Below are 26129 nucleotides of genomic sequence, written 5' to 3' on the forward strand. Positions count from 1 at the left end.
CGACCCCTTAACGATTCATCATACACTTGGCAGTGTCGAGCATACGGTTAGAAAAACCCCACTCATTGTCATACCAGGCAACCACTTTCACCAGATTACCCATGACTTTGGTCTGGGAAACGTCAAAGATAGCAGAGGCAGGGTGGTGATTGAAGTCGCAGGAAACCAGGGGTTCCTCATTGATATGCAATATATCATTTTTTGCACGGCGCATAATATCATTGACTTCGCTGACTGAAGTTTCTCTGGCAGAAATAAAAGTCAGATCAACGACTGAAACATTTAACGTGGGAACGCGCATGGCGAAGCCATCGAGTTTGCCGGCCAGTTCAGGCAGTACCAGTCCCACAGCAGAGGCCGCACCCGTTTTGGTGGGGATAATCGACTGAGTGGCTGAACGGGCGCGTCTTAAATCGCTATGGCTGCCATCCAATAACATCTGGTCTTTAGTATAGGCATGCACTGTGTTAACCAGTCCCTGGGTAATGCCAATATGCTGGTGCAGGGGTTTGACTACTGGAGCCAGGCAGTTAGTCGTGCATGATGCATTAGAGACAATAACATCCGTTGCACGCAAGCTTTGATGATTTACACCATATACAATAGTTGCATCGGCGTCTTTTCCGGGGGCTGAGATAAGCACCTTTTTAGCGCCGGAAGCAATGTGCTGCATCGCTTTTTCCCTGGAAGTAAATGCGCCAGTACATTCAAGTACGATATCGATATCAAGTTCACCCCAGGGTAAAAGGGCTGGGTCGCGCTGGGCAAATACTTTAATGCGCTGGCCGTCCACAACCAAATGATCGCCATCAACAATGACTGTGCTCGCAAAACGCCCGTGCGTTGAGTCATAGCGAGTCAGATGAGCGGTTGTTTCAATACCGGAAACATCATTAATTGCAACAATTTGCAGCTCGTTCTGGCAGCCATTCTCAAAAAAAGCACGCAAAACGCAGCGTCCGATACGGCCATAGCCATTAATTGCGACTCGTATAGTCATAAAACTTCTCCGAATTATACTGACTCAATCTAAGAGCCATTATTACAATGTGTCAATTACTTTAATAATGTTATCTACTGTCAGCCCCAAATATTCATAGGCTTTAGAGGCCGGTGCTGAAACCCCAAAACGCTCCAGGCCGATGACAGCGCCGTCAAGACCAGTGAATCGATACCAGTAACCGCTGGCGGCTGCTTCAATGGCAATGCGCTTGCGCACTCGATTAGGCAATACCTGTTCCTGATAAGCCTGATCTTGCTGTAAAAAACGTTCACAGCAGGGCATAGAGACCACACGAACCTGCTTGCCGTTCGCCCGGGCTTTTTCCGCTGCAGCTAGAGCTAGCTGAACTTCCGAACCAGTCGCCAATAGAATAATTTCAGGTTCTTTTGAACTGTCCTGCAGAATGTATGCGCCTTTACTGATTAATTCAAATGCATTTTCTGAGTGGGGCAATGCGGGTAAATTCTGGCGGGAGAGCAAAAGGGCGGATGGGCCTGACTGATGCTGCAGTGCCTGTGCCCAGGCTACCGCTGTCTCTACCAGATCCGCAGGGCGCCATACCTGCATGCCGGGGGTCAGACGCAGCATGGCTGCATGTTCAACCGGCTGATGGGTAGGGCCGTCTTCGCCGAGGCCAATGGAATCATGCGTTAAGACATAAATAACCCGCTGATTCATAATGGCGCTTAAACGGATAGCATTACGGGCGTAGTCAGTAAACACCAGGAAAGTGCCGCCATAGGGAATAAATCCGCCATGCAGGGCAATCCCATTCATGATTGCTGCCATGGCAAACTCACGCACGCCGTAGAATAAATAGTTTCCTGAGAAATCCTCTGCCGTAATGGCCTTGCTGCCTGACCAGTCAGTATTATTTGAACCGGTTAAGTCAGCCGAACCGCCGAGCATCTCGGGTAATTGTTTGGCAAAATGTTCAATGCAGTACTGGGAGCTTTTACGGGAGGCCATTGCCTTATTCTGCTCCATGCAATGCTGGATAAATTCCTGTACATCAGCAGGCCATGTATCAGGCAGGTCACCATTGATGCGTCTTAAAAATTCCTCATAGTCCTGTTTGTACTGCTTTTGATATTGGTGACAGGAGGAAAGCCATTGCTTTTCATCATATTGACCCTGTTCAACATGGTTCCACTCTGCATAAATCTGATTAGGAATTTCAAAGGGAGGATAGGGCCAGTTTAAAGTCTTGCGAACTTGTTCAACGCCTGACGCGCCAAGCGGTGCGCCATGTGATTTCTCGCTGCCGGCTAAAGGAGAAGCAAAGCCGATCGTCGTCTTGCAGATAATTAAAGTGGGTTTGGTGGTCTCGGCACGTGCCTGTTTAAGCGCCTTTTCAATGTCAACGGGATTGTGGCCGTCAACAGGGCCAATCACCTGCCAGTGGTAGGCTTTGAAACGCTCGGCTGTGTCATCGCGAAACCAGTTATCCACCTTGCCGTCAATGGAAATGCCATTGTCGTCGTAAAATACAATCAGCTTGCCTAATTCCAAAGTCCCCGCAAGGGAGGACGCTTCATGGGATATCCCCTCCATCAAGCAGCCATCACCTACAAAGGCATAGGTAAAATGATTGACCAGCTCAAGCCCTGGGCGGTTAAACTGATTGGCCATCAGTTTTTCAGCAATGGCCATGCCGACTGCGTTGGCGAGTCCCTGACCCAGCGGTCCCGTGGTCGTTTCAACCCCGGGTGTTTCAGCAAACTCTGGATGGCCGGGGGTTTTGGAGTGCAGCTGACGAAAGTTTTTGAGTTCTTCAAGGGGTAGGTTATAGCCGCTTAAGTGTAATAGCGAGTACAGCAGCATAGAACCATGGCCATTGGATAATACAAATCGGTCACGATCATACCAGTGTGGATTCTTTGGATTGTGTTTCAAGAATTTTTGCCATAGGACTGTGGCGATATCAGCCATTCCCAGCGGCATTCCAGGATGCCCAGACTGAGCCTGTTCTACAGCATCAATACTCAAAATTCGAATAGCATTGGCCAAATCACTTAATGAGTGCATGTGTTACTTCCCCTATTTTCAGGTTGCCTATTGTCGCTCAGAAGCTTTTAATCAGCAAGGTTGCCGAGATTGTTTTATTAGTATTGTACAAATCTTGTTCGTCGCTGCTCTTTTTCTATATTTATTTTACTTTTTGTGTAAAATTTGAGATCATACTGGCCTTGGTTTTTAACGATAGGAAAGCATGCTGTGATGCGGCAATTGCGGCAGGTTGTACAACTGGAACCGTCAATTACACACGAAGGCAAAGAGGTCTGGCAAGCGGCGAACTTGCTGGCTGAGAAACCGCAGGCTTTTTTTGAGCCTTTTGTTCAAGATCACCTGAAATGGACCCTTGATTACAGCATTCTTTGTACGCATTTGGCGCGGGAATTCGTGCTGCGTCCCGATTCGCCGGAATTAACCGAACTGCTTGCCGTGGCGCTCTTATATGCCGAGCTGCTGGAGTATGTATACCGCTATTATATTAATGTACCGCGAGAAGTGCTGCGCCTCAGAAAAGAGAAGACTGTCTACCGTCATTACCTGGAAAAAAGAGGCTATCTTTTCGAGCCCGAGGGTGAGCTCAAGCTAGAAGCCGATACGATTACGCAAAAAATGCGTAATGATACCGCCTGGATTAATCCCTATCGCCTGATTTTCATTCGAGGCAAGCGCCTGCTGAACGCACTGGTACCCTTATTAAATCGTGTGGAGCGATATGGCCAAGTTATTGCAACAGCGGATAAAATACTGAATCCGGCTCTGGCTTATCTTGGGTGGATTTTCTTCGGGCCCCGCTTGTTTTCCAATCTATTTATCCTGATCAAGCATTCTGTCCCGGGTCCCTGGATGACTGAGCAGGAAAAAAATCTCGGCTTCTGGTTCCGCTTTCTTGCGCAATTACAGCGTCGTTATTTTGAAATTGGCAATGATGTCGTCTGGTTTGCGGCGGGAATATTAAATTGTTTTGTCTTTGTAGGGCCCTTAGCCCCGATTGCCGTTTATTTCAGCTTAGCCTGCTTTGTCTATGATATTATTTGGGCAAGCGTCAGGGCAGGTATCGAGATTTATCGTTTTAATCAACTAAAGGCTCAATATGCTGAGATGGCGGAAGACATTAAAGATGATGACTCGCGTCGGGATGAATACGAAGCCTTACTCCGACATCAGAAAATACTGGATCACCGCATCCGGATGGAAACCTACCGCGTTCTGACGACGGTGGCGACGACTACTGGCGTTTGCCTCGGATTTATCCTGATGCTTCCTCTCTTTATGGCTAATCCGTTAATTCCCGTCATTGGCGCTATTCTCTTTTTAAGCGCCACTGTGGCCGGCTTTCTGGCAACACGCTATTTTGAGGAACAAAGACCGCGGGATCAGCTGCAATTACCTCAATCACCCAAAGCAGAAAAGCCGGGTATTGCCTCTTCGCCCTATTTGTTTTTTAGTTCCAATGATAGAAAAGAAGATAAAGAAATCGATTTTGAATTTGACGAGACCCTCCTTCCTCAGCCCATGAGCTAAGCATTGGAGCATTTTTCCTGAAAGTGCTATGCTCTTCTTTTTATCCCAAGAGATCTTGTAATGGCTAACATTCAATTACCGTCTTTCAAATCGATTGATCCAGAGAGTTTTGCGAATGATTTGGGAGATATGCTGCAAAATAATTTAGAGCGTATTAACGCTTTGCTGCAACAGGAAACTGCATTTACCTGGGAGAATTTAATTGATCCGCTAGAGGATATGGAGGATGAACTGGAACGTTTCTGGTCTCCGCTTTCCCATCTGCATGCAGTGGTCAATTCACCGGAATTACGCGCTTGTTACAAGGATTGTTTGCCAAAACTGTCTGCCTATCAATCCGCAATAGGACAAAACCAGGCCTTATACGAGGCAGTGCGTTGCTTAGATACCAGCCATATGAATGCCGTGCAGAAAAAAATGCATGAGGATATGCTGCAAGGTTTTGAATTATCGGGCGTGGCTTTATCCCCTGAAGATAAACAGGAATTCGAACAGATTCAGGCCAGGCTCTCTGAGCTATCCAATCAGTTTGAGAATAATGTGCTGGATGCCGGCCAGGCTTTTACCATGCATGTTACCGATGAAACCAAGCTTAAAGGTCTGCCGGAGCATGCCCTGTTAGCTGCTAAAGAACTGGCCGAGGAAAAACAATTGCCGGGCTGGGTACTGAATCTGGAGTTCCCTTGCTATCTGGCCGTGATTACCTATGCCGATGACAGGGAGTTGCGGGAGACTTTTTATCATGCTTTCGTAACACGCGCTTCCGATCAAGGGCCGACTGCGGGTAAATTTGATAATTCTGCGATCATGCAGGAGATCCTGGCATTGCGTCATCGCGAGGCACAGTTATTAGGTTTTAAAAATTATGCCGAATTATCAATAGCGACCAAAATGGTCGATTCAACCACGCAGGTCACCGATTTCCTGCTTGATTTAAGCGAACGGGCCTTTGATCAGGCCAAAAATGAGTTTCGGAATCTGCAGAAATATGCGCGCGAGGAATGGAACATCGACCCGATTTCACCCTGGGATATCCCTTACTTATCAGAGAAATTAAGTCTGCGCGATTATAATTTTTCCCAGGAGGATTTACGTCCTTTTTTCCCGCAAAACCAGGTAATGAGCGGGCTTTTTAATATTATTGGGCGCTTGTATGGCATTCGCCTGCAAGAAGTAAAAGATGCGGAAACCTGGCACCCTGATGTCATTTGCTACCAGTTAATTGATGAACATAATGCATCACGGGGATTCATGTATGTTGATCTTTATGCCAGACAAAATAAACGTGGCGGCGCCTGGATGGATTCCTTACAAACCCGAAGACGCCTGCCGAATGGTGAAGTGCAATTGCCTATAGCCACACTGACCTGTAATTTCGCTAAACCGGCTGGCGACAAGCCAGGCACCCTGTCGCATGAAGAAGTGTCTACTTTATTCCATGAATGCGGCCATTGCCTGCATCATCTGCTGACGCAGGTTGATTACCTGAGCGCTTCTGGGATCCACGGCGTCGAATGGGATGCCGTTGAGTTGCCCAGCCAGATTTTTGAAAACTGGTGCTGGGAGAAAGCAGCCCTTGATGAGTTAAGCAGCCATGTTGAGAGCGGCGAAAAGCTGTCTGAAGACTGGTATAAAAAATTACTCTCCGCAAAAAACTTCCAATCGGCAATGGCTATGATGCGCCAATTGGAGTTCTCACTGTTTGATTTTAGAATCCATCAGCATTTCAACGAGGAAGCTGATTTTATAGCAAACACTTTAAAAGAGGTTCGCAGCATCACCGCTGTAACCCCTTCCACACCCTACAACCGATTCCAGCATAGCTTTTCCCATATTTTTGCGGGGGGGTATGCCGCGGGCTATTATAGTTATAAGTGGGCAGAAGTACTCTCCAGTGACGCCTACTCGCGCTTTGAAGAAGAGGGCGTTTTCAACCCGCAAACGGGCCGTGATTTCCTGCAATGCATCCTGGAAGTAGGCGGCTCCAAAAAAGCGGCAGAAGCCTTCATCGCCTTCCGCGGCCGCCCCGCTAAAGTAGACGCCCTCCTAAGGCATAATGGGATAAAAAGCTAAGAAAAATCCCTTCTCCCGAATCGGGAGAAGGTGCCCGCAGGGCGGAAGAGGGCAAAATAGCAAACATAAAATTTTCACCACGAGATCAAAACTCAAATACTTATGATATAATAAAAACAAGGGGGCGACCTGGCTTCGACGCGGGTTGCGAAACCGGAGGTGCATGCCGAGAAGGAGATCTCTCGTAAATAAGACTCAGTAAATATAAATGCAAACGATGAAAACTTTGCTGGTGAAGCTATCGCTGCGTAAGCTTTGATAGTGTAACCTACCGTGTGCTGCCAAAAACCAGCACCCCGTTCGACCGAGCCCGCTTATCGGTATCGAATCAACGGTCATAAGAGATAAGCTAGCAATCCCGCCCGTCTCGAGCGAGCTTGCGAAATTCAGAGAATCGCTGTGTCTAATCCTGCCTGTCGGAGGAGCCACAGTTAAAACCAATCGACAAGGCTAAGCATGTAGAACTAAAGGCAGAGGATTTGCGGACGCGGGTTCGATTCCCGCCGCCTCCACCATAACTAATTGATTTATAACAATATTTTTTATTTGTTTTCTCAATCGGCACCACTGCGGCACTCACAGCGCATTAGTCAGAAAGGTATAATGACGCTTTTTGATCAAGAAATGCTTTTGTTTTTTCCCAGTAGGGGATAACTTTGCTAATCAGTCGATAGAATTTGTCGCTATGATTATGTTCTGCGATGTGGCATAGTTCGTGAATAATTACGTAATCAATGCATGTTAATGATGCCTTAATCAGATGGGTGTTAATCGTTATCTTGCCATTGACAGAACAACTACCCCATCGAGTTTTCATCACTCTTAAATGAATGACTGGTCGTTCTTTTACCCAAGGTACTATAGGTAAAAGTAGCTCCAATCTTTGGTTAAAAAGCTCAGAAGCTTTTTGTCTATACCAATCTGTTAATAATTGTTGTCTATGTTTAATCGACCTGGATCCAATTATCTGCAGTTGGCCACGCAATAACTTAACTTGAGGCTTAACTTTGGGTGCATCGATCACCTTAAGTACATATTTCTTCCCCAAATAGTAATGGTTTTCACCGCTTATATATTGTCGATGGGTAATATAATCTTGTTGAGATTTGAATACACGTAATTTGTTATACACCCATTTTGCGCGTTTATTAACAGCCACAATAATTTCGTCATGGGTTGCGGATAAAGGTGCAAAAACAATAACCTGACAATCAGGTTTGACTTTAATTGTGATGCGATGGCCTTCTTGCTTTTTGGGTCGAAGCTCGAAAGGAATTTTATCTATCCCGAATGTAATATAGGATGTGTCTGCAGACATTAATTATCCTTAATCATATTGAAATTAGACCCACACGAACAATTTGAATAATTTGTTCAATAATGTTTTTTGCATGTTCCATTCCAAAACCTAAATCTTTACACGCTTTGAAAAAAATAGGTAATAATTTTTTTCGAATGTCTGCTTCTGTATTTTGTTGATTCAAGGAATGTTCCGCAATTGAAACATTAATTAGTTCATCCACAGTAAAGGCAAGATCAATCCATTTTTTTTGTTCTTCTTCTGTGAGAGTTGCAAAAGAAACAGGAAGTTGAAGCTTGAATACTCCATAATAAGCTTGTGCATGGTGATTATCAGAAAAATCTGCTGGAATTTCCTTTAGTTTTCTGTTCAGCACATCATGTTCAAATTCTTGAAATAGTAAATATTGTTTTAATGGATGTTCAAATAGTTCGTCTGCCTCTTTTATGGCTATTTTTAAAAGTTCTGAAAATGTTTCTTGCGCATAGGGATCATCTCTTAAATCCTGTTCTATCATTTTAGCGATGCGTGTTTTTATGATATCTGTTTCGTTTCTTGTTTTTTCTTCATTCCATTCTTCAGGTCGCTCTTGACTTCCCATTTTGCCAACTTCATATACACCTTCTGGCTCTTTAATTTGCACACCAACAACATGTTTATCCATGAGTTTTTTTACAAGATCGGCATATTTGTCATATATAATGATTTCACCTGCATCGAGTTTTGCAATTTGGCGCAGGCTGGTGAATTGTTTTAATGTCTCTTTATAGTGGGTACGTTGGGCATCAGTAATACTTTTATCATCAAAAAAGCTATCAGACTGTAAGGCAACTTTGAGGCAATTCGCAAATTCACTCAGTGCATCGTAAAAATCCTCTCTAACTTTCAGATTTGTATCGACGAGATCGCCATCAACTTCTTGTATTTTGGGGATAAGTACTTGCCTTAGTTGTTCAAAATCGCCTTTGTTTTTAACTTCTTTGAAGATTTTCCATAATGCATCATAGAGCAGGGGAAGGCGTTTATATTCACTAGACATTTGATGATACAGGCCATCAAGATCAGTAATGTCATAACCTTGCTGTGTTCTGGATGCTAAATCCTGATATTTGGCAATGGTGGTATCAAGCTCTTTAAGGATTCCTCTATAATCAATCAATAATCCAAATTTTTTCTTTTCATGTAATCGGTTAACACGAGCTATAGCCTGAATTAAATTATGCTCTTTTAGCTGCTTATCAATATAGAGCACCGTATTTCGCGGTTCATCAAAACCAGTAAGCAGCTTATCAACAACAATAATTATTTTTAAATCTTTATCATTGGCAAAATGCTCTATAACCTGTCGAGTGTATTCACGTTCATCTTGATTACCAACATTATCTTTCCACCATTTTGTTACTTCTGGAATTTTAGACTCATCGACTTCAGTATTTCCTTCTCTGGTATCAGGAGGTGACATCACAACAGCCGAGTCAAATAACCCAACTTCATCTAAATATTTTTTGTAACGAATAGCGGACAGTTTACTGTCGCAAGCAATTTGTCCTTTTAAACCCTCATCAATATTTTTTACAAAATGATGAGCTATATCTAGAGCAACAAGCTCAATTCGATTTTCAGAGCGGTAGATTTCGCCTTTTTTGGCATATTTCTTCTTTAAATCTACCCGTTGTTCATCAGAAAGTTCCTCAGTTATTCGTTCAAACCAAGAATCAATTGCCCGGTCATTGACCATGAGTTCAGGACGTCTTTCTTCGTACAAAAGCGGTGTCACCATTTTATCCTCTACAGCACGCTGCATAGTATAAGCATGGATGATAGACCCAAACTTATTTGTGGTTTTATCTTCTTTAAGCAAGGGCGTACCTGTAAAGGCAATGAAAGCAGCATTAGGCAAAGCTTGTTTCATGCGAATATAATTTTCCCCACCTTGTGAGCGGTGGCCTTCGTCTACTAAAACGACAATATCACGACTTAAATTCTTGCATTGTGGCAGTTTGGCTGCGGTATTAAATTTTTGAATGAGAGAAAAAATAACACGTTCAGTGCCTTTGCTGATTTGCTCCGCCAGCCGCCTGCCGGATGTGGCTTTTGCATTTGAAAACTCTGTTTTTCCAGAAAACTCACCACCAGAATGAAAGGTATTAGATAGTTGTCTTTCCAGATCGACGCGATCAGTGACTACCACGATGCGACATTGTTTCAAACTGTCATGCAAAATGAGTGCGCGCGATAAAAAGACCATCGTTAGCGATTTACCAGAGCCAGTCGTATGCCATATCACCCCACCTTCTCGCCCACCCTCCAGGTTAGGTGTATTAATCCGTTCAATCAATCGCTGAATACCAAAAAACTGTTGATAACGTGCAACGATTTTTCCTGCTCTCTTGTCAAACAACATGAAATAACGAGTCATATCGAGTAATCGTTGGGGTGATAATAAACTGATGAGCAGTTTATCTTGTCCTGTTACTGCTAATTGTCCTTGCGAAATGAGTTTTTCAAACCAAACTCTATCTGTTGTTCGCCGATGGTTAAAAAAGCTGTCTAATTGTTGCGTGGTAAGGGCTAAGTTTTTAATTTGATTAAATTGATTCTCGTCTATATCTTCATCTCGCCAAGTCGCCCAAAATTTTGCATCTGTGCCCTGTGTTCCATATAAGCCATCAACGCCATTAATGGATAATAAAAGTTGGCTATAGGCGAATAACTGAGGGATTTCGCTTAAACGCTGGTTACGTAGATGTTGTGATATCCCTTCTTCAATGGTTGGGCCTTTCTTTCCATCAGGACGTTTCGCTTCAATGACCGCGAGTGGTAAGCCATTAACGAAGCAAACAATATCTGGACATCGGGTTTGTACACCTCCAGCACCCAAAATAGAATATTCCTCTGTAAATAAAAAACTATTATTTTGGATATCATGCCAATCAATCAGCGGAATAGTCGGATTTATTTTTTTACCACCAACAAATTCAGTGACAGTAATGCCATATAAGATGTGGTTATATATCCGTTCGTTTGCCTTGGTTAATCCCTCATTTAATGCGGGTGTGCTAATTTCTGCGACAATCCCATCAATCGATTTATCAGAAAGCGGGTACTCGTTTCCTGCATATATAAAACGGCGTTTTCGTAATACATCATATAGCGCACCTTTTAAGACTACTTCACTGGGTTTATTCCCACGTAAAGTTAGCGCTTGTTCTGGAGATAGAAAAGTCCAACCTAAATTGTTAAGAACAACAAGCGCAGGTATTTTTGCGCTGTACTCTTCTTGAAACCGAGGTAATTGGGTCATAGTTGCCCCTTATTTTTTAACCACTGCTTTCCTCTCTCGGTGATAGCGTAAGCTTGATTTGGATGATTTCGTACCTCTGGATGGGTATACGTTATCAAACCTTCTTCACACATAGGTACCAGTTGTTTCGTTTTTAAAGCACTCGCGTTTCTATTAAGAATAGTCGCCATTTGATCCGCTGAATACGAGTAATGTAGGCATAGTTTCAAAATGATGGGCTTTATCTGACGAGACTTTGGAGTCAATCGTTCAATTTCCTCTCGCAAAGCATTAGGTAAGTGACTACTATTTCCATCGAGGTCACTACCATTTCGATTGAGGTCATTACTATTTGCCATGAGGTTACTATCATTTCTATTGAGCTCATCTCTATTTTGATGCTCAGAAGGATGATAGCTCATTAACAAATGGGTCGGTTTATAATAAGTATTACGTCCACTTCCACCTTTTTCAATCAAATGGTATTGTTGCCAAAGGCGACCAAGTACTTTACTTGCTGACAGCGTATCTAAGTCTGTAATTGCCCGCAGAGCCCCATTGTCTATGGCACCCACCTCTCTAATTAAGACCAACGCTTTGGCTTCATCGGAACTTAAATTCAAGTCTCTAAACTGCTTTAACCAAAGCAATTGTTCTTCATTCATGAGTTGATGGAGTAAAAAGGTTGCTTTAAAGTAGTTGCTTTGTCTACTCGATAACAATATAGGCTTAGTTAAACCCGCATCGTTTAGCAAACGCTGCATTGTGCGAAATCCGGTTCCTTTCGTTTCTGCAAAATCTAAGTCATATAAAACATGAGAAAGGATAGGGTTTCTCAACTCAGAGCCTGTGTCATCATATTCGTCTAAAGACTTCAAAGAATAACCCGCATTTCGGATCTCAAGACGATTGCTGTAGCGCACAACCATTGTTGGTTGGTGTATATGGTAATCTCGATGCATCACTGCGTTCACAATCGCTTCGCGAATCACTTTTTGAGGTAAGAACGGCTGATCAGAACGTTGTAACTGTCCTTCCTCTAAACGAAAATAGCGGGGCATGTCATCTAAAATCACATTTTCAAGTTTAGGGATAAGAGTTAATAATGGCTCTCGCAGATCAAGAGAGTACTGAAAGCGTTGTTCTGGATCTTCTACCCATTCAGTGCCAGCAACGCGAACATAATCTACACGCACAGCGGGTAGTAATCCGCGCAAAGAAAGTGTTTTGCCAAATAAAAGTAACCCGGCAATATTGGGGGCATACTCGCCACCATGTTTTTTAACTACACGCAGCGCACGGAGTAACCCTAAATCATCAGCTTGTAACTCTTCGGCATTAGGACGAACCTTTGCACGTAGTTTACGGTACAGGGCGATAGCATTTTCATCCAAATCATCGAGAGTGGTATCCGGTAAAATAATTTGTTCATAGCTGATGCCAGCCTTTGCCATCAAAATAGGCTCCAGCTCTTTTTCAGTGCATTCATAATCACCATTTGCCCCACGTCGCCAAACGCCTGTTTTACGCTTGTTATGTTTATCAGGTTTTCCAATAAAACGGCATGGTTTTGCATTAGGTTCAAGTTCATGTACAAAAACACCAATGACTGATTTACCATCAAATTTTTCGTGCTTACATTCAATACGGATGGGTTGTTCAAACTGTGTACGGCAATTATTTTGCAGCTCGCCTAATAACTTGTCGATATTATCAACGCCACTAACCCAATGTGTGTTATGTTCATCGTTTGGTTCATCAACACCAAGAAGCAGCCAGCCGCCTCCTAAACCGGGTTCGTTTGCAAAAGCACAAATAGTTTGCATCACCGAAGGTCCAATTTCACTGGAGCGTTTAGCTTCAATACGTTGATGCTCATCGAGTTCGATGAGTTCGTTTAAAATTAGTTCAACTGTCCATGTCATGATAGAAGTCTCTTTTGGATAGCAAAGAAAGCGGTCTTTTGATTGAAAATCATCATGCTCCCCATACATTAGCGGATAATGAGTCATAAAATGCTAAATTTAAGGGATATTTTTTATCCCTTAAAGCAGCTAGTTTATTGGCCTGTTGAATAATGTACTTGTTTCCTTGATTGGATGGGTCTCCGTATAATCCTATGTACAATTTAGGGAATTTACCTTTACCTATCTTCTTTAAAATGTGATTATCATTTTCAGCAAGGGAGTGTCCATAAATAAAAACACAAGGCTCTTTTTGCTTGCAGTTTGCGATCAAGCTCTTATAGCTATGATAAAGATATGCATGATGTTCAATTTTAGCCATTTTTTCTTGGCTGGTACCTTCTGTAACAAACAATGGAAATTCATTGTTTTCAAGTGATTCACGGATTTGATCAATAAGCCGAACACCACTTCTGAGCCAGGTGTATTTTCTTAACTCATATCCTGCATCGAATAAATGAAGTGCACCATGCAGATAGTGAACGCGTTGCTGTCCTGAGTTAGAGTGACCTTGCCAAATGACATATGAAGTATCAAATTCATCTTCAACATTTCCAAAACCATCATTTTTGTTTATTTTGTTTGCTGCTTCATCAATAAAATCACTGGAGTGCATTAGAACCCAATAAAGAAGCAAGTCATAATTAAGTGTATAAACTTGTCCAGAGGTTCCTTCTCCAAGGAAATAATTAATAAATTTCTTACAGTGCAGATATTTCGTTTCTGAAATGTCAGATGGAATCTTCGGGTGATTTTCTGAAATAGTCTGAATTAACACTTCCTTTAAACAAGCAATATGTGCTTCTATTTTTTTTATGAATGCTTGATGATTTGGTACATAAATAGGTAATAGGTTAATGCCATTAGTGAGTGCTTTAAGAATGATTTCGAAATCTTGTGTATTAAAAGCTTCAAAAGCCTGTTTTAATTCTGGTGTGTTAGAAAAGTCCGCTTTATTATATAAAGAGTAATAATGAAAAATATCAGGGAAACAGCCTATACTGAAACCATTTCCTAGAATTAAATGCCGTTTAGAATAGTTTTGTGAATCAATAATAGCTTCTTCAAAGGAAAGTAAGTTAAGCATTATTTATCTCCGCTACTTTAACCCGTTTTTTCCCTGTTAAAAGTTGCTGCATTAATGCTTTTTTCTCTTGTTTCAAATAGTCTAGTTTTTTTTGTAAGAATTTGATTTGTTGATCTGATAAGGATAAAACATTAGCTATTTTATTTTGTTCTTCGATTGAAGGGGTTTTTATTATAATCTCATAAATTGTTTCTCTTGAAAGACTTGGTACTCCTGATGCCTCATTGTAGTTAAGTAAATTAATTATGTTTAGATAATAAAAAAACCAACAGATATTTATGTTAATTTTTGCAAGACAATAGAAAGTTGTATCAATTGCCCAAAATGGCCCATTAATTAACTGGGGTTTATTAATAGTTCCTTTTCTTCCAATAATTACTGACGCCCCTTTAGCAATATATTTATTGGTATATCCAGTTATGCCGCTAGTACCAATAATTGGAAATTTGCCTGATAGCTCTAATATGTCTTTAGGTGATTTACCATAATAAACATTCACAATATCTTTAAGCTTATTTTTTTGCCAGATACCATTGAACTCCGAGAATCGTTTTTCTCCAGTCAACAACTGCTGTACTAAGGCTTTTTTCTGTTGTTCGCTGTTGACTAATAATTTTTCGGTGGTGGTGATGGCTTTATCCCATGTTGATAGGATTTGGGTGATTTTTTTTTGTTCGATAAGCGGTGGAAGTGGAAATTTGTACTTAAAAAGTTCTTTTAAAGTAATAGAAACCTGGTTTGCATTCCCACGAATCAGTGTAGAAATGAAGTATATGAAACGGCTTTTTTTAACCATTAAATATAAATAGTCATTAATTATTACTGATTTTTTGGGAATTAGCTTCACTAAATTCTGATTCAGTAGACTTCCTTCAGTTTCTTTAGGAATTCGAACAGCTTTTCCAACCATTGAGTCTACGAGATGTGGGCGAGAACCCACGGTAGATAAGACAATATCACCCTCATGAACAATGAAAGCGGTTAGTTTAGCAGCAACTTCTTTGCTAACATAAATAGGGTTTTTCAAAGATATTGAGTTGCTTGTTGTATCCGATATCCGAATTATTTGTACACCATGAGACTGAAAATTTGATGAATCAAAAGCAAAACCTTTCTTATATGTTATGACGTCACCTAGGGAGACATTTATCCATTCTTTAGGAACCATAACCAAGCTCCTTCAAATAAGTTTCCATTTGAAGCTCAAGCTCAGCCAGTTCTTTTTTAAGGAGTAAGCGTTCAGCTCTAACCGCCATCAAGTCAATTTCTTCATCCTCTTCAAAGGTATCGACATAGCGAGGAATATTCAGATTGTAATCGTTCTCTTTGATTTCATCCGGGTTCGCTAGATAAGCATATTTATCAATAGATTGACGTTTTTTGTAGGTCTGAATGATTTTATCAATATTGGTTTGAGACAATTGATTTTGATTTTTGCCTGACTTAAATTCTTTAGAAGCATTAATAAAAAGTACTTTATCATCTGTTTTTTGCTTTTTAAAAATAAGAATAGCCGCAGGTATACCGGTACCATAAAAGAGTTTTTCAGGTAGACCAATCACAGTATCAAGTAAATTTTCTTCAATCAATTTTTGTCTGATTTTCCCTTCGCTTGAGCCTCTGAATAGAACGCCATGGGGCACAACTACACCCATGCGTCCAGTTTTAGGCTTAAGTGTTTCGATCATATGTAAAATAAAGGCATAATCGCCTTTGGTCTTAGGTGGTATACCCCGGCGAAAGCGGCCAAAATGATCATTTTCAGCCTCTTCATGCCCCCATTTGTCGAGTGAGAAGGGTGGATTCGCTGTGACGATGTCAAACAACATCAAATGCCCTTTACTATCCAATAGCTTTGGATTTCTAATGGTATCGCCCCATTCAATCTTATGATTATCCTCACCATGCAAAAACATATTCATCTTGGCGAGCGACCATGTCGACCCAATCGCTTCTTGTCCAAAGAGCGCATAATTTTTTTGATGATGGTTTTCTCTAATCAGTCGACCACATTTCATCAATAAAGAGCCAGACCCACAAGCAGGATCACATATACTGTCACCGGGTTGAGGATCGAGTAATGTTGCCATCAAGCTGGATACTTCGGGAGGAGTATAGAATTCCCCGGCTTTTTGCCCACCACTTGCTGCAAAGTGTTTGATAAGATATTCGTAAGCATTGCCAATAATATCTAGTCCTGCAACACGAGAAGGTCTTAAGTTAAGTTCAGGTTTAGCAAAATCCTCTAGTAAATGTCTTAATATAGTGTTTTTCTGCTTCTCTTCACCGAGTTTATCGGTATTAAAACTGATATCTTGGAAAACACTTTTAGCGTTATCGCGTAGTTTGGTACCATTTGCTTCTTCTATAGCATGTAAGCACAGGTCAATTCGTTCACCATTGCCGGGCTCATGACGTCGTTCCCAAAGGTTTTTAAATGTTGCTTGAAATTGATCTCTAACAGAGCCATCTTCATTTTTAAGAATAATTTCAGGAATCACAAAACGCTCATTTTTCATCATTTCATGAATTAATTCCGGCTCATCACCATATTGTTTTTGATATTCGTCAAAATGATCTTGCCAGACATCTGATATATATTTCAGAAAGAGCATGGTAAGAATAAAATCTTTATAGGTATCAGCACTAATTGTTCCCCGAAATGTATCACACGCTGCCATCAGCGCTTTGTTGATAGCGTCTTGATTAACAGGATCGGCATTGATGGCTGTAGTGTTTAACGCATTGCTATTTAGCATGATGTAACTTCCTCTTGATTCAATTGGGTTTGGCTGATTTCATTAAGCAGTGTTTGCATAAGTAACTCACCATTAGCGATTATTTTGTGTGCTAACTGTTTTTCTTTGCTAATGGTTGTAGCTAATTCCATAATAGTTTTTTGTTGCTTCAATGTAGGTAAAATAATTGGAGTGGCTTCTAATACCTGTTTACGAATACTTGGCGTTGTACTACCCTCAGCATTACTGAGAAAATAGCGCTGTGCGATAGTTTGATTTAAAAACCAAGCTATATATTCTGGAAGAACATCAGGAACATTTAAACGAATTACAAAGAATTGAGGTGCTGCAATCGCAAGACGCTCTTTTAGCTCAGCATTTATTAATGCGGCGTAATTACGCTGGCCACGTGCTGCGAATAAAATATCCCCAAACTGAAGTGATATCTGAGATTGGCGGCTAGGTAATATAGTCTCTATTACTGTGCTCCAGTTTACATTATATGTTTCATTAATGTCTTTCATTTGAACACAATAAACGCCTGAGTTTTTAAGTTCAGGAATTTTTCCGCGAAATGAATAGCCTGCGCTAATTGTTGATATGTTTATCAGCTCCAAAATATTAGCATCCTTTGTAATGATGTTCGTAATTATTGAGTACAAAGCAAATCTTGTCAAATTTATTTTGCATCAATAACAAGGATGTAATAATATCCAATCTTTAAAAAGGAGTTTATATTATGACAGCAAGCATCCGCACTATAATCTCTACGCTAGAGCAATTGTCCTTGGAAGGGTATGTTTTCAGAGGACATGAAGATTTTAGGTATCAGTTAACACCAAGTGCTTTTAGAAAGCATTCGATTGCTCAAATGAAGATAGACTTTAATATTTCCCCAACGATCCTTGGTGAATGGTTCAATAATAAAGAAATTAAAAAAACTATAGCATCATGGTATTCGTCCAATCCTATTCATTCGCAACATCCAGCAATATACTTATTAAAAGAATGGTGCCTTTATATAATGTGCTACAACCATTCTCTCCATCTTTTTGTTAAAAATAATCCCAATAACGTCTCTGAACAGGATGCTGCCAGCTTTTTATTACGTGACGCTGAGTATTGGAGGAAGGAAACAACTTTTCAACAGATGTTCGAAAGATACCTCCCAACCATTATTAACCGTCACAGTTTAAAGGATGGGGCGCTCATTCAACGAGCTAATCCCTATGAAGATCTGGCTGCTGTAGACGAGACATTGCCCCAACATTATGGGATCCCAACTGCGGCATTAGATTGGTCATATAATTTTCATATGGCTATTCATTTTGCTTTAGGAAATGAATCTGAGCAAAACTCCAAATTTCTTGCTTTATACGCTCTTAAAATCCTTGATCCACAATCGCCAATTAAAATGCTTGATAGAAATATAAACATAGAAAACATTAGGGCAGAAAGACAAGAAGGTACTTTCAGCTATTTTCGCAATCCGTGTTCTTTCTTTTTGCAAAGCGGAACCTTCCCGTCAGTAAATTATTTTAATCAACGCTATAAAAACCAGCTGGACACCTGTAGATTTGAACTGCAGGAATTTTTGATTGAGCGAACGGAAAGCAACTTATGCTATCTTAATGAGTTGTTGAGAGAGAGGGGAATAAATAAGTCGTATCTTTTTCCTGAGATGATTGATCAAGCGGAACTCCTTTCTTAATTGGCGGCACCAAAACGGCACCATCTGAGAACAATTTCAGACAATGAAAGACAACTTGATGCATTTTGGAGAAAGAGTGATGGCTCAGAATTGACGTGGTTTTTCATGGTCTTTGATAGTATTTCATGAAAAACTAAAAATATATGGTAGCGGGTTCGATTCCCGCCGCCTCCACCAATTCATTATCCGATACAGTCCAATATCATCTAAAAATCCTTGTAAATACTGGAACTTACCTTTATCATTCGTCCATTGTTGTCCGATATATATCCATGCTGACCATATGCTAGTGGGGGTATAAATCGGGGTATATCGAGTTGTTGGAAAGGAGATACCCCCAATGGCGTTAAATCACAAAGCGTTAATGTCTATAGCGCTAAAAGACAAGCCTTATAAAATATTTGATGAAAAAGGTCTATTTATTCTGGTAAATCCTAATGGAAGTTTATATTGGCGTTTAAGATATAGGTTTTTAGGTAAAGATAAAACACTTGCCTTGGGCACTTTCCCCGATGTTTCTCTAGCTTCTGCAAGAAAGAAACGAGATGAAGCCAGACGACTTTTGTCAGATGATATTGACCCTGGTATACATCGCAAAGTAATGCGAAATGTCGAGATTGCTAAATCCTCAAATAGTTTTGAAATGATCGCTCGTGAATGGTTTGCAAAACAAACTACACAATGGTCGAGAGTGCATGCGGATAAAATACTCCGCTTACTTGAGCGAGACATATTTCCTTGGATAGGTGCAAAACCGATTACTGAAATCCCTCCCACGACACTACTTCCAGTTTTAATGAGAATTGTGGATAGAGGTTCTATTGAGACCTCACATAGAGCATTAAGCAATTGTAACCAGATTTTTGATTACGCTGTCGCAAGTGGCCTTTTACAATTTAATACATCTAAAACCCTTGGTAAGTTATTGCCAGCAGTTAAGGGAAAGCATTTTGCAGCGCCTACCGACCCAAAACGTTTAGGTATACTACTTAGAATGATTGATGGTTATCACGGAACTTTAATTGTTAAATGCGCCTTGCGCTTAGCTCCGCTTGTTTTTGTAAGACCTGGCGAATTGCGTCATGCTAAATGGGAAGAGATTGATTTTGAAACCGCAGAATGGCGATATCTGATAACTAAAACAGATACTCAACACATAGTACCTTTATCAACCCAAGCCTTAAATATACTCCAGGAACTATATCCCCTAACTAGAAATAGTGAGTTTGTTTTTCCGTCATTAAAAAAAGGTAAATCACGCACCATTAGTGATAACACTCTTTTATCGGCATTAAGGGAGTTGGGAATATCCAAGGAAGAGCTTTCTATTCATGGTTTTAGAGCTACTGCACGTACTTTACTAGATGAGGTATTGGGAGTTCGTCCGGATTTTATTGAGCATCAGCTTGGACATGCCGTACGTGATCCTTTAGGTCGAGCATATAACCGTACCAAGCATTTGGTTGAAAGAAAAAAGATGATGCAGGATTGGGCTGATTATTTGGATGATCTTAAAAGTTTATAGGAGGTTTGACATGAAAATTCCACCAAAGCTCGCAAAAGATAAAATTACAACTATTCAAACGCTCTTCCAAAAAACAGAGCGAAAAGATTTCAATCAAAACTATAGTATAAAACAACCAGCCAGCTTTAAGATTGGCTACACCATTGAAGAGTTAGGACAAAAGAATGATGAGGAATTGGATAAGATTCTCGGTCAGTTTGTTGATTTTAGGGAGTATTTTCAATTAGAAGAAGAAAAAAAAGCATTCTATAGTCAACCCGATGCATTTGCAGACTTTAAATATTGGGCAAGACAAGCATACTGGACAATTGATGAGGGTATTGCTTTGATTCTTGGAAAAGATCCCAGAGTAGTTAATTGGGAGAAGATTAATGGTTCTCCGACTTTACCGTTTGTTACTCGATACGAAGAAATTCATAACATTACAGTGCGATATGAAGAGGAAGGTATTTTACTCAATCAATTACCTCCAGCGACCTTTTTAGACTGGGTAAAAAAAGTTGGATACTCAATACCACCCGAATTAACTGAGGAAGTTGGAAAACAAGAATTACAAGGTACGGATTGGCATTCCTGCTTCTTAAAAGAGTTTTATAAAAACAAAGAAATGGAGGAAGAAGCAAAGCAGCTTCGTAACCGATTAGAAGATTTAGAAAAGAGAGTTCTCTCTGAAAAAACTTTGTTAAATATTTTGGGAGTGGCCATAAAAATTCTGCAAATGGATCCTCAAGATGGACACAAACCTTCTTTTTTTAAAGATCAGAAGGAATTAATAGATTTTATGACGGATAGATTCTCTCTGATCAAAGGTATTTCTACATCAACTTTGTACGACAAGTTTAAGAAAGCAGCAGAAAACGTATAAATAATCTTTCAAATTCCAGCTGGAAAAAAAGTATTCCAGCTGGAATGACGATCTTCCTTAATCCCAATAGCATTACCCTGAACTTATTAGAGAAGGGTGATACCAAATGATACTTCCATCAGAAGGGTTTGTAAGAGAAAAACAAATAATCGGTGATGTTAAAGCTAACCCCCCAATTATTCCTATTATTCCTGTAAGTAAATCTGCTTGGTGGGCTGGAGTTAAATCAGGGGTTTATCCCCAGCCACTAAAACTCTCTCCCGGTGTGACAGTCTGGCGTGTGGAGGATATTCGCAAATTAATTGAAACGAAAATTTAGTAATTTTGCAATTTCCAAGATGGCCATTACAGGCTGCAACCTTAAATGGCCATAGTTTAAATAGTTGGAGAACTTATAATGGATTATAAGAATATAATAGTTAACGATTTGGTTGAACAATTTCGAAATGAAATTAGAAAATATAATCTAGTGCCACCAGAAAAAATTGAGCCTGGACGAATGTATTATTTTCCGGGAGTTGGGAAGGCAAACAATAATAAAGATGGATGGTGTAAATTATTACCTAATTACAAAATCGGAATTTTTGGAGATGTCTCAACCAAATTTGAGGTTCTTTGGACCTCTAACGAAGATCATGGTTGTATTCAAGAGGATAAGGGAAAAGCAGTTAAGGCATTTTTAGCTAAAAAATCGTCTAGTTCGGTAATTTCCTCCTTTGAAGCCAACCAAACAAACAATGCCAAAGATTCTATTGATTCGGCTAAATGCGCGGACATCAAGGAAGACGGAAACATTTTTAATAGTACTTACGACAAAAAAAAGCCAATTCCTCTGCCAGATGACATACCCCCTGTAAAACCACTTTTACCTGAAATGTTACCCGAATGCATTCGAGACTTCATCTTTGATGTGGCCAAACGTCAACAATGTCCTCCTGATTTTGTAGCGGTTACTGCTTTAGTGAGCTTATCGGGGTTGTTGGGGCGGAAAGTTCTTATACGGCCAAAACAAAAAGACAATTGGACCGTAACTCCAAATCAATGGGGCGCAATAATTGGCAGACCTTCAGCGATGAAGAGTCCAAGCATGAAAGAAGCTTTAAGACCGTTGCTTCTGTTTGAGGCGGAGGCAGCTTGTCAATACAAAATTTTGCAAAAGGAATATGAAGAGGAATTTCAATTTAATGAATTGGAGAAACAACGGAATAAGAATATTGCCAAAAAAGCCATAGAGCAAAATCGGATCGCGGAGGCAAGATTGGCACTAAAGATGACAGATGCTTCCGAGCCGCCAATACGGAAAAGAGTAATAATAAATGATTCTTCTGTTGAAAAATTGGGAGAATTATTAAATGAAAATCCAAATGGCTTGGTATTGGCCAGAGATGAATTATTTGGATGGCTTTCCAAGCTGCTCAAGGAAGAAAACCAGTCAGAACGCGCATTTTATCTTGAATGCTTTGATGGTAATGGGCATTTCACATACGATCGGATAGGCAGAGGCACTATTGAAATAGAAAATTGCATTCTTTCTGTTATTGGAGGTATTCAGCCCGTCAAGCTTGCAACATTAATTCGTTCGGCAATACAGGGCACAGGTGATGATGGCTTGGTTCAACGCTTTCAGCTAGCTGTATGGCCAGATGATATTGGTATTTGGAAATGGATTGATCGAGAGCCGGATACCTTAGCCAAAACAAAATACTTTGATGCATTCGAAAGAATTAGAAATAGGTTTTCCACCTCAAGATGAATCTCCTCAGCATCTCTTTTTCAGTGAAGAGGCTCAAAAGCTATTTATTCAATGGCTTGAAGAGATCCAAATTAAAGCACGTGAGGAAGAAACGCATCCTGCACTTGAAAGTCATATGCTTAAAATGCCACAGACTATCGCTGGCATGGCTTTATTATTTGAATTACTTGAAGGTTTTGGAGAGTCTGTTGGAGTAGCAGCCACAGCTCGTGCTCTGGAATGGGCAGACTACCTAATTAGCCATGCGTATAAGATCTATAGTGTGGCAACCAATCAAGGTTTATCAGGGGCAAAATTAATTATTTCAAGAAGACATAAACTTCCAGCTCTATTTTCAGTGCGTGATATTCAACGCAAAGAGTGGAGTGGGTTTAATGATCTGGCTTCCGTTATTAATGCCTTGAATTGGTTAATTGATTATAACTACCTTCACACCATCGAGGTACTATCAGGGGCTAAAGGCGGTCGTCCCGCAACTCTGTATCAATGGAATGATAAATTTTAAAGGAGTTATTCGAATGGGGCGCTGGCTAAAAATGATAGAAAACATCTCCGAAACAGAACTGACAAAACCGGGTTATGTCAGTTTTGACGGTAACACTCAAGCCAATTTATTCAAAAAATCGAGAGAGGAAATTTTAAAAAATTTTGTTGATGATTGCTGTCTTGGACTGGGCGTTAAATCATTATCGGTTATTAATCATTTAATTTCAAATGAAGATGAGGAAGATATATTAAATGGACTTATACCAAAATCATGTTTGGTATTGCACATCAAATTATGGATTGCTAATGGTCAACCTGATTATTCAGGAAGAGTTAAAAAATAAGGAGATATTCTATGAAAGATAAGAATCAATCAGTTGTAGACGATGTCATACCTTATGACCCAACAGATCAGGATAGTTTTTCGAGACAGATAGTAGCCAAAAACATATTGGCTAGCATGATTACTGAAGAGAACTTTGTAGAGTTAGGGATAATAAAAGATTTGAGTTATCAGGCTATAAAGGCACTTGGTGTAAAAAGTGGGCTTCAAGCTATGCTTGTCTCTCAAATGCTATCCATCCATGAGTTACAGCAAAAAGCCTTGCAGTATGCAAATAACACACAACACTATTCAGTTAAGGAGCGCTATATTAGCAGTGCTGTAAAATTATCAAATTGCTTTGCTAATCAGGTAAATGTTTTAACCAAGCTCCAGGATAATGATTACTCTAGCAGGATTTTGGAGAAGATGAATTGTTCTTTTTAATGGATGAATACAAAAAGTGAAAACGACCTCAAGAACCGGGAAAAAACAATATGCTTTTGTTCGTGCCCCAAGATGTGGGGCACGAACAAAAGGTAATTCTGGTAAGCCTTGTCGTTGCCCTGTAGTTAAAGGCAAATCCAGATGTCGTGTTCACGGAGGTGCCAAAGGTTCTGGTGCTCCCAGAGGAAATCGTAATGCTTTAAAAAATGGTGCTAATACGGCTGAAGCTAAGGAATTCCGAGTACAAGTTAGATACATGATCCAAAATAGTAAAAATATTATTAGGGACATTGATTAATTAATACTCTGAAGCCTGTTTATTTTTGATCTTCATGTTTTTTCTAAAGTAGTTCTCATGATTACCGATATGATATTCATCTCCTGCAAAAGAATTGGAAAATAAAGGATGTCCAACTCTGATGATAATGTTAGTAAGCTCGAACTTTATTGGCCAGGCAAAGGCGCTAGTGGGCCTATCTCATTACCTTTTCAAACTATTGAGACAATTAATAGTCCTATTATCGAGGATCAGCATAGTAATTGGAAAAATCGCCTAATTTGGGGTGAGAACTTTTTAGTTATGAGCTCATTGCTTAAGGAGTTCGCTGGTAAAATCAAGCTTATTTATATTGACCCTCCTTTTGCTACAGGACAAGACTTTTCATACACAGTAAATATTGGTGAGCACACAGATGCTACAAAAATGCCTTCGGCTATTGAAGTGAAAGCATATCGGGATACATGGGGTAAAGGGATACAATCATATCTTCAAACGATGTACAGTCGCCTTTTTTTGATGAAAGAATTATTAGCAGATAATGGCTCGATTTATGTGCATTTTGATCTTGCCCGGAAAAATCAGACACCTTGCTAAGCAACTTTTCTAACTTCATACGAATCTGGTGTTTGATACCCCAGCCTTGAATGAAGCCGTTTTCGATTATAGTAAATTTCAATATATTCGAATATATGATTTTTAGCGGTAGCGCGTGATAAAAATCTCTCCCCATGAATAGCCTCAACTTTGAAACTGTGATTCCAGCTTTCCATTGCAGCGTTGTCATAACAATCGCCGCGTTTGCTCATGCTGCAAACAAGACCATGACTATTCAAAAGTTTTTGATAATCATTCGAACAGTACTGGCTGCCTCGATCCGAATGAATAATCAATCCCCGCGAAGGTTTACGTCTCCATATAGCCATTTGTAATGCATCAATCACCAGTTGTTTGGTCATGCGTTCAGATAGCGCCCATCCAACGACCTTTCGAGAATATAGATCCATCACCACCGCCAGATAAAGCCATCCTTCTTCTGTATGACAGTAGGTGATATCACTGACCCATTTTTCATTTGGGGTATCGGTATTGAAATTTTGTTGTAACAGGTTCGGCGCAACCGGTAATTGGTGATTGCTGTTGGTTGTTGCCTTGAATTTTCTTGAGGCTTTTGCACGCCAACCTTGTTCACGCATTATCCGGGCAACACGTTGTTTGCCGACCCGCTCACCTTCATTGTTTAATCGTTTGGTAATCCGGGGTGCGCCTACTCTGGAGCGTTCCTCATTAAAGATACTCCTTATTCTTTCAGCCAAATCACGATCCCGCTCAGACCATCTTGATGGCTTGCGGCCAGCCCAGGCATAATAACCACTGACTGACACGGACAATACCCGGCACATTAGTTTGATTGAAAAGTGTTTCGATTCTTCCTTTATCATCGCGTACTTCACTCCGTTTCCCTGGCAAAGTACGCCGCCGCCTTTTTTAGAAAGGCATTCTCTTCTGCAAGTCTTGCACATTCTCGCTTTAAACGTGCCAATTCAGCCTGCTGAAGCTTTTGGTGTTCAAGTGTAGTGCCGCCTTGTTGCTTCTTTGATCTCCACGAATACAATATCGCTTCGGATACACCAAGATCTTTCGCCACTTGGGGGACACCGTCCTTCTCCGCTCGCTCTACCGCTTGATCTTTAAACTGTGGACTATATTTATTTCTGCTAATCTTTTGTTCTGTTTTATTATTGTTCATTCTTCACC

At 40.5% G+C, this 26129-nt stretch carries 20 protein-coding genes, 1 other RNA gene and 1 pseudogene; 12 read left to right on the plus strand and 10 right to left on the minus strand.

Annotation, left to right across the window (positions count from 1 at the left end; all coding sequences use genetic code 11):
- Positions 1–7 precede the first annotated feature (7 nt).
- Complete coding sequence (gene gap, locus DYH42_RS01155; protein WP_058523037.1) at positions 8–1000, minus strand: type I glyceraldehyde-3-phosphate dehydrogenase; 993 nt, start codon at positions 998–1000, stop codon at positions 8–10.
- Positions 1001–1042: 42 nt separating this feature from the next.
- Complete coding sequence (gene tkt / locus DYH42_RS01160; protein WP_058523036.1) at positions 1043–3031, minus strand: transketolase; 1989 nt, start codon at positions 3029–3031, stop codon at positions 1043–1045.
- Between the two features lie 189 nt (positions 3032–3220).
- Here tkt and DYH42_RS01165 point away from each other — a divergent pair, with 189 nt between their 5' ends.
- From DYH42_RS01165 to ssrA, 3 genes are all read left to right on the plus strand, one after another.
- Positions 3221–4540 carry a hypothetical protein gene (locus DYH42_RS01165; RefSeq protein ID WP_131793028.1) on the plus strand — a complete coding sequence of 440 codons (1320 nt, stop codon included), beginning with the start codon at positions 3221–3223 and terminating at the stop codon, positions 4538–4540.
- Between the two features lie 60 nt (positions 4541–4600).
- Positions 4601–6613 carry a M3 family metallopeptidase gene (locus DYH42_RS01170; protein ID WP_058523034.1) on the plus strand — a complete coding sequence of 671 codons (2013 nt, stop codon included), beginning with the start codon at positions 4601–4603 and terminating at the stop codon, positions 6611–6613.
- A 120-nt stretch (positions 6614–6733) separates the two neighbouring features.
- Positions 6734–7128, plus strand: a transfer-messenger RNA (tmRNA) gene (ssrA, locus tag DYH42_RS01175).
- Between the two features lie 71 nt (positions 7129–7199).
- Here ssrA and DYH42_RS01180 read toward each other — a convergent pair.
- The 7 genes from DYH42_RS01180 to DYH42_RS01210 are packed head-to-tail and all read right to left on the minus strand — an operon-like array spanning position 7200 to position 17662.
- Complete coding sequence (locus DYH42_RS01180; protein ID WP_058523033.1) at positions 7200–7931, minus strand: M48 family metallopeptidase; 732 nt, start codon at positions 7929–7931, stop codon at positions 7200–7202.
- Positions 7932–7944: 13 nt separating this feature from the next.
- On the minus strand, positions 7945–11217 hold the full coding sequence (locus tag DYH42_RS01185) for a type I restriction endonuclease subunit R (protein ID WP_058523032.1): 3273 nt from the start codon (positions 11215–11217) through the stop codon (positions 7945–7947).
- Complete coding sequence (locus DYH42_RS01190; RefSeq protein ID WP_058523093.1) at positions 11214–13121, minus strand: RNA-binding domain-containing protein; 1908 nt, start codon at positions 13119–13121, stop codon at positions 11214–11216. Before DYH42_RS01190 ends, DYH42_RS01185 begins: the two co-directional genes overlap by 4 nt.
- Positions 13122–13173: 52 nt before the next feature.
- Positions 13174–14247 carry a DUF4917 family protein gene (locus DYH42_RS01195; protein WP_058523031.1) on the minus strand — a complete coding sequence of 358 codons (1074 nt, stop codon included), beginning with the start codon at positions 14245–14247 and terminating at the stop codon, positions 13174–13176.
- Positions 14240–15415, minus strand: coding sequence for a restriction endonuclease subunit S (locus DYH42_RS01200; RefSeq protein WP_058523030.1), 1176 nt, complete (start codon positions 15413–15415; stop codon positions 14240–14242). Before DYH42_RS01200 ends, DYH42_RS01195 begins: the two co-directional genes overlap by 8 nt.
- Entirely contained in the window at positions 15405–17006 is a 1602-nt protein-coding gene (locus DYH42_RS01205) for a type I restriction-modification system subunit M (RefSeq protein ID WP_058523029.1), read from the minus strand. The genes DYH42_RS01200 and DYH42_RS01205 overlap by 11 nt, the downstream gene beginning before the upstream one ends.
- Positions 17000–17662 (minus strand): restriction endonuclease subunit S, encoded by a 663-nt coding sequence (locus DYH42_RS01210; protein WP_162263087.1) that lies wholly within the window; start codon positions 17660–17662, stop codon positions 17000–17002. The genes DYH42_RS01205 and DYH42_RS01210 overlap by 7 nt, the downstream gene beginning before the upstream one ends.
- A gap of 62 nt (positions 17663–17724) precedes the next feature.
- On the opposite strand from DYH42_RS01210, the gene DYH42_RS01215 reads away from it, so the two are divergent.
- From DYH42_RS01215 to DYH42_RS01260, 9 genes and pseudogenes are all read left to right on the plus strand, one after another.
- Positions 17725–18696, plus strand: coding sequence for an FRG domain-containing protein (locus DYH42_RS01215; protein WP_058523027.1), 972 nt, complete (start codon positions 17725–17727; stop codon positions 18694–18696).
- Positions 18697–19036: 340 nt separating this feature from the next.
- Complete coding sequence (locus tag DYH42_RS01220) at positions 19037–20221, plus strand: tyrosine-type recombinase/integrase (RefSeq protein ID WP_058523026.1); 1185 nt, start codon at positions 19037–19039, stop codon at positions 20219–20221.
- A 10-nt stretch (positions 20222–20231) separates the two neighbouring features.
- Positions 20232–21086 carry a hypothetical protein gene (locus DYH42_RS01225; protein WP_115316888.1) on the plus strand — a complete coding sequence of 285 codons (855 nt, stop codon included), beginning with the start codon at positions 20232–20234 and terminating at the stop codon, positions 21084–21086.
- Positions 21087–21192: 106 nt separating this feature from the next.
- Positions 21193–21405, plus strand: a complete 213-nt coding sequence (locus DYH42_RS01230; RefSeq protein WP_058523024.1) for a helix-turn-helix transcriptional regulator — start codon at positions 21193–21195, stop codon at positions 21403–21405.
- A 555-nt stretch (positions 21406–21960) separates the two neighbouring features.
- Positions 21961–23344, plus strand: a pseudogene (locus DYH42_RS16900) (YfjI family protein).
- A 13-nt stretch (positions 23345–23357) separates the two neighbouring features.
- Positions 23358–23669, plus strand: coding sequence for a hypothetical protein (locus DYH42_RS01245; protein ID WP_115316890.1), 312 nt, complete (start codon positions 23358–23360; stop codon positions 23667–23669).
- An 11-nt stretch (positions 23670–23680) separates the two neighbouring features.
- Positions 23681–24094 (plus strand): hypothetical protein, encoded by a 414-nt coding sequence (locus DYH42_RS01250; RefSeq protein WP_058523020.1) that lies wholly within the window; start codon positions 23681–23683, stop codon positions 24092–24094.
- A 16-nt stretch (positions 24095–24110) separates the two neighbouring features.
- Positions 24111–24392 carry an HGGxSTG domain-containing protein gene (locus DYH42_RS16835; protein WP_058523019.1) on the plus strand — a complete coding sequence of 94 codons (282 nt, stop codon included), beginning with the start codon at positions 24111–24113 and terminating at the stop codon, positions 24390–24392.
- Between the two features lie 108 nt (positions 24393–24500).
- On the plus strand, positions 24501–24968 hold the full coding sequence (locus DYH42_RS01260) for a DNA methyltransferase (protein ID WP_058523018.1): 468 nt from the start codon (positions 24501–24503) through the stop codon (positions 24966–24968).
- Here DYH42_RS01260 and DYH42_RS01265 read toward each other — a convergent pair.
- A protein-coding gene (locus DYH42_RS01265) for an IS3 family transposase (protein ID WP_115316892.1) occupies positions 24965–26121 on the minus strand; the annotation gives its coding sequence in 2 pieces (ribosomal slippage) (positions 24965–25863 and positions 25863–26121; 1158 coding nt in all). The two genes, DYH42_RS01260 and DYH42_RS01265, sit on opposite strands and share 4 nt — an antisense overlap.
- Positions 26122–26129 lie beyond the last annotated feature (8 nt).

The sequence above is a fragment of the Legionella birminghamensis genome (assembly GCF_900452515.1).
In the GTDB taxonomy this organism is placed as follows: domain Bacteria; phylum Pseudomonadota; class Gammaproteobacteria; order Legionellales; family Legionellaceae; genus Legionella_C; species Legionella_C birminghamensis.

What these genes read in the sequence shown, in the direction of transcription:
- gap (WP_058523037.1), bottom strand. Translation starts at nt 1,000, where the DNA reads ATGACTATACGAGTCGCAATTAATGGCTATGGCCGTATCGGACGCTGC.
- tkt (WP_058523036.1), bottom strand. Translation starts at nt 3,031, where the DNA reads ATGCACTCATTAAGTGATTTGGCCAATGCTATTCGAATTTTGAGTATT.
- DYH42_RS01170 (WP_058523034.1), top strand. Translation starts at nt 4,601, where the DNA reads ATGGCTAACATTCAATTACCGTCTTTCAAATCGATTGATCCAGAGAGT.
- DYH42_RS01180 (WP_058523033.1), bottom strand. Translation starts at nt 7,931, where the DNA reads ATGTCTGCAGACACATCCTATATTACATTCGGGATAGATAAAATTCCT.
- DYH42_RS01185 (WP_058523032.1), bottom strand. Translation starts at nt 11,217, where the DNA reads ATGACCCAATTACCTCGGTTTCAAGAAGAGTACAGCGCAAAAATACCT.
- DYH42_RS01190 (WP_058523093.1), bottom strand. Translation starts at nt 13,121, where the DNA reads ATGACATGGACAGTTGAACTAATTTTAAACGAACTCATCGAACTCGAT.
- DYH42_RS01195 (WP_058523031.1), bottom strand. Translation starts at nt 14,247, where the DNA reads ATGCTTAACTTACTTTCCTTTGAAGAAGCTATTATTGATTCACAAAAC.
- DYH42_RS01200 (WP_058523030.1), bottom strand. Translation starts at nt 15,415, where the DNA reads ATGGTTCCTAAAGAATGGATAAATGTCTCCCTAGGTGACGTCATAACA.
- DYH42_RS01205 (WP_058523029.1), bottom strand. Translation starts at nt 17,006, where the DNA reads ATGCTAAATAGCAATGCGTTAAACACTACAGCCATCAATGCCGATCCT.
- DYH42_RS01215 (WP_058523027.1), top strand. Translation starts at nt 17,725, where the DNA reads ATGACAGCAAGCATCCGCACTATAATCTCTACGCTAGAGCAATTGTCC.
- DYH42_RS01220 (WP_058523026.1), top strand. Translation starts at nt 19,037, where the DNA reads ATGGCGTTAAATCACAAAGCGTTAATGTCTATAGCGCTAAAAGACAAG.
- DYH42_RS01225 (WP_115316888.1), top strand. Translation starts at nt 20,232, where the DNA reads ATGAAAATTCCACCAAAGCTCGCAAAAGATAAAATTACAACTATTCAA.
- DYH42_RS01230 (WP_058523024.1), top strand. Translation starts at nt 21,193, where the DNA reads ATGATACTTCCATCAGAAGGGTTTGTAAGAGAAAAACAAATAATCGGT.
- DYH42_RS01245 (WP_115316890.1), top strand. Translation starts at nt 23,358, where the DNA reads ATGGGGCGCTGGCTAAAAATGATAGAAAACATCTCCGAAACAGAACTG.
- DYH42_RS01250 (WP_058523020.1), top strand. Translation starts at nt 23,681, where the DNA reads ATGAAAGATAAGAATCAATCAGTTGTAGACGATGTCATACCTTATGAC.
- DYH42_RS01260 (WP_058523018.1), top strand. Translation starts at nt 24,501, where the DNA reads ATGTCCAACTCTGATGATAATGTTAGTAAGCTCGAACTTTATTGGCCA.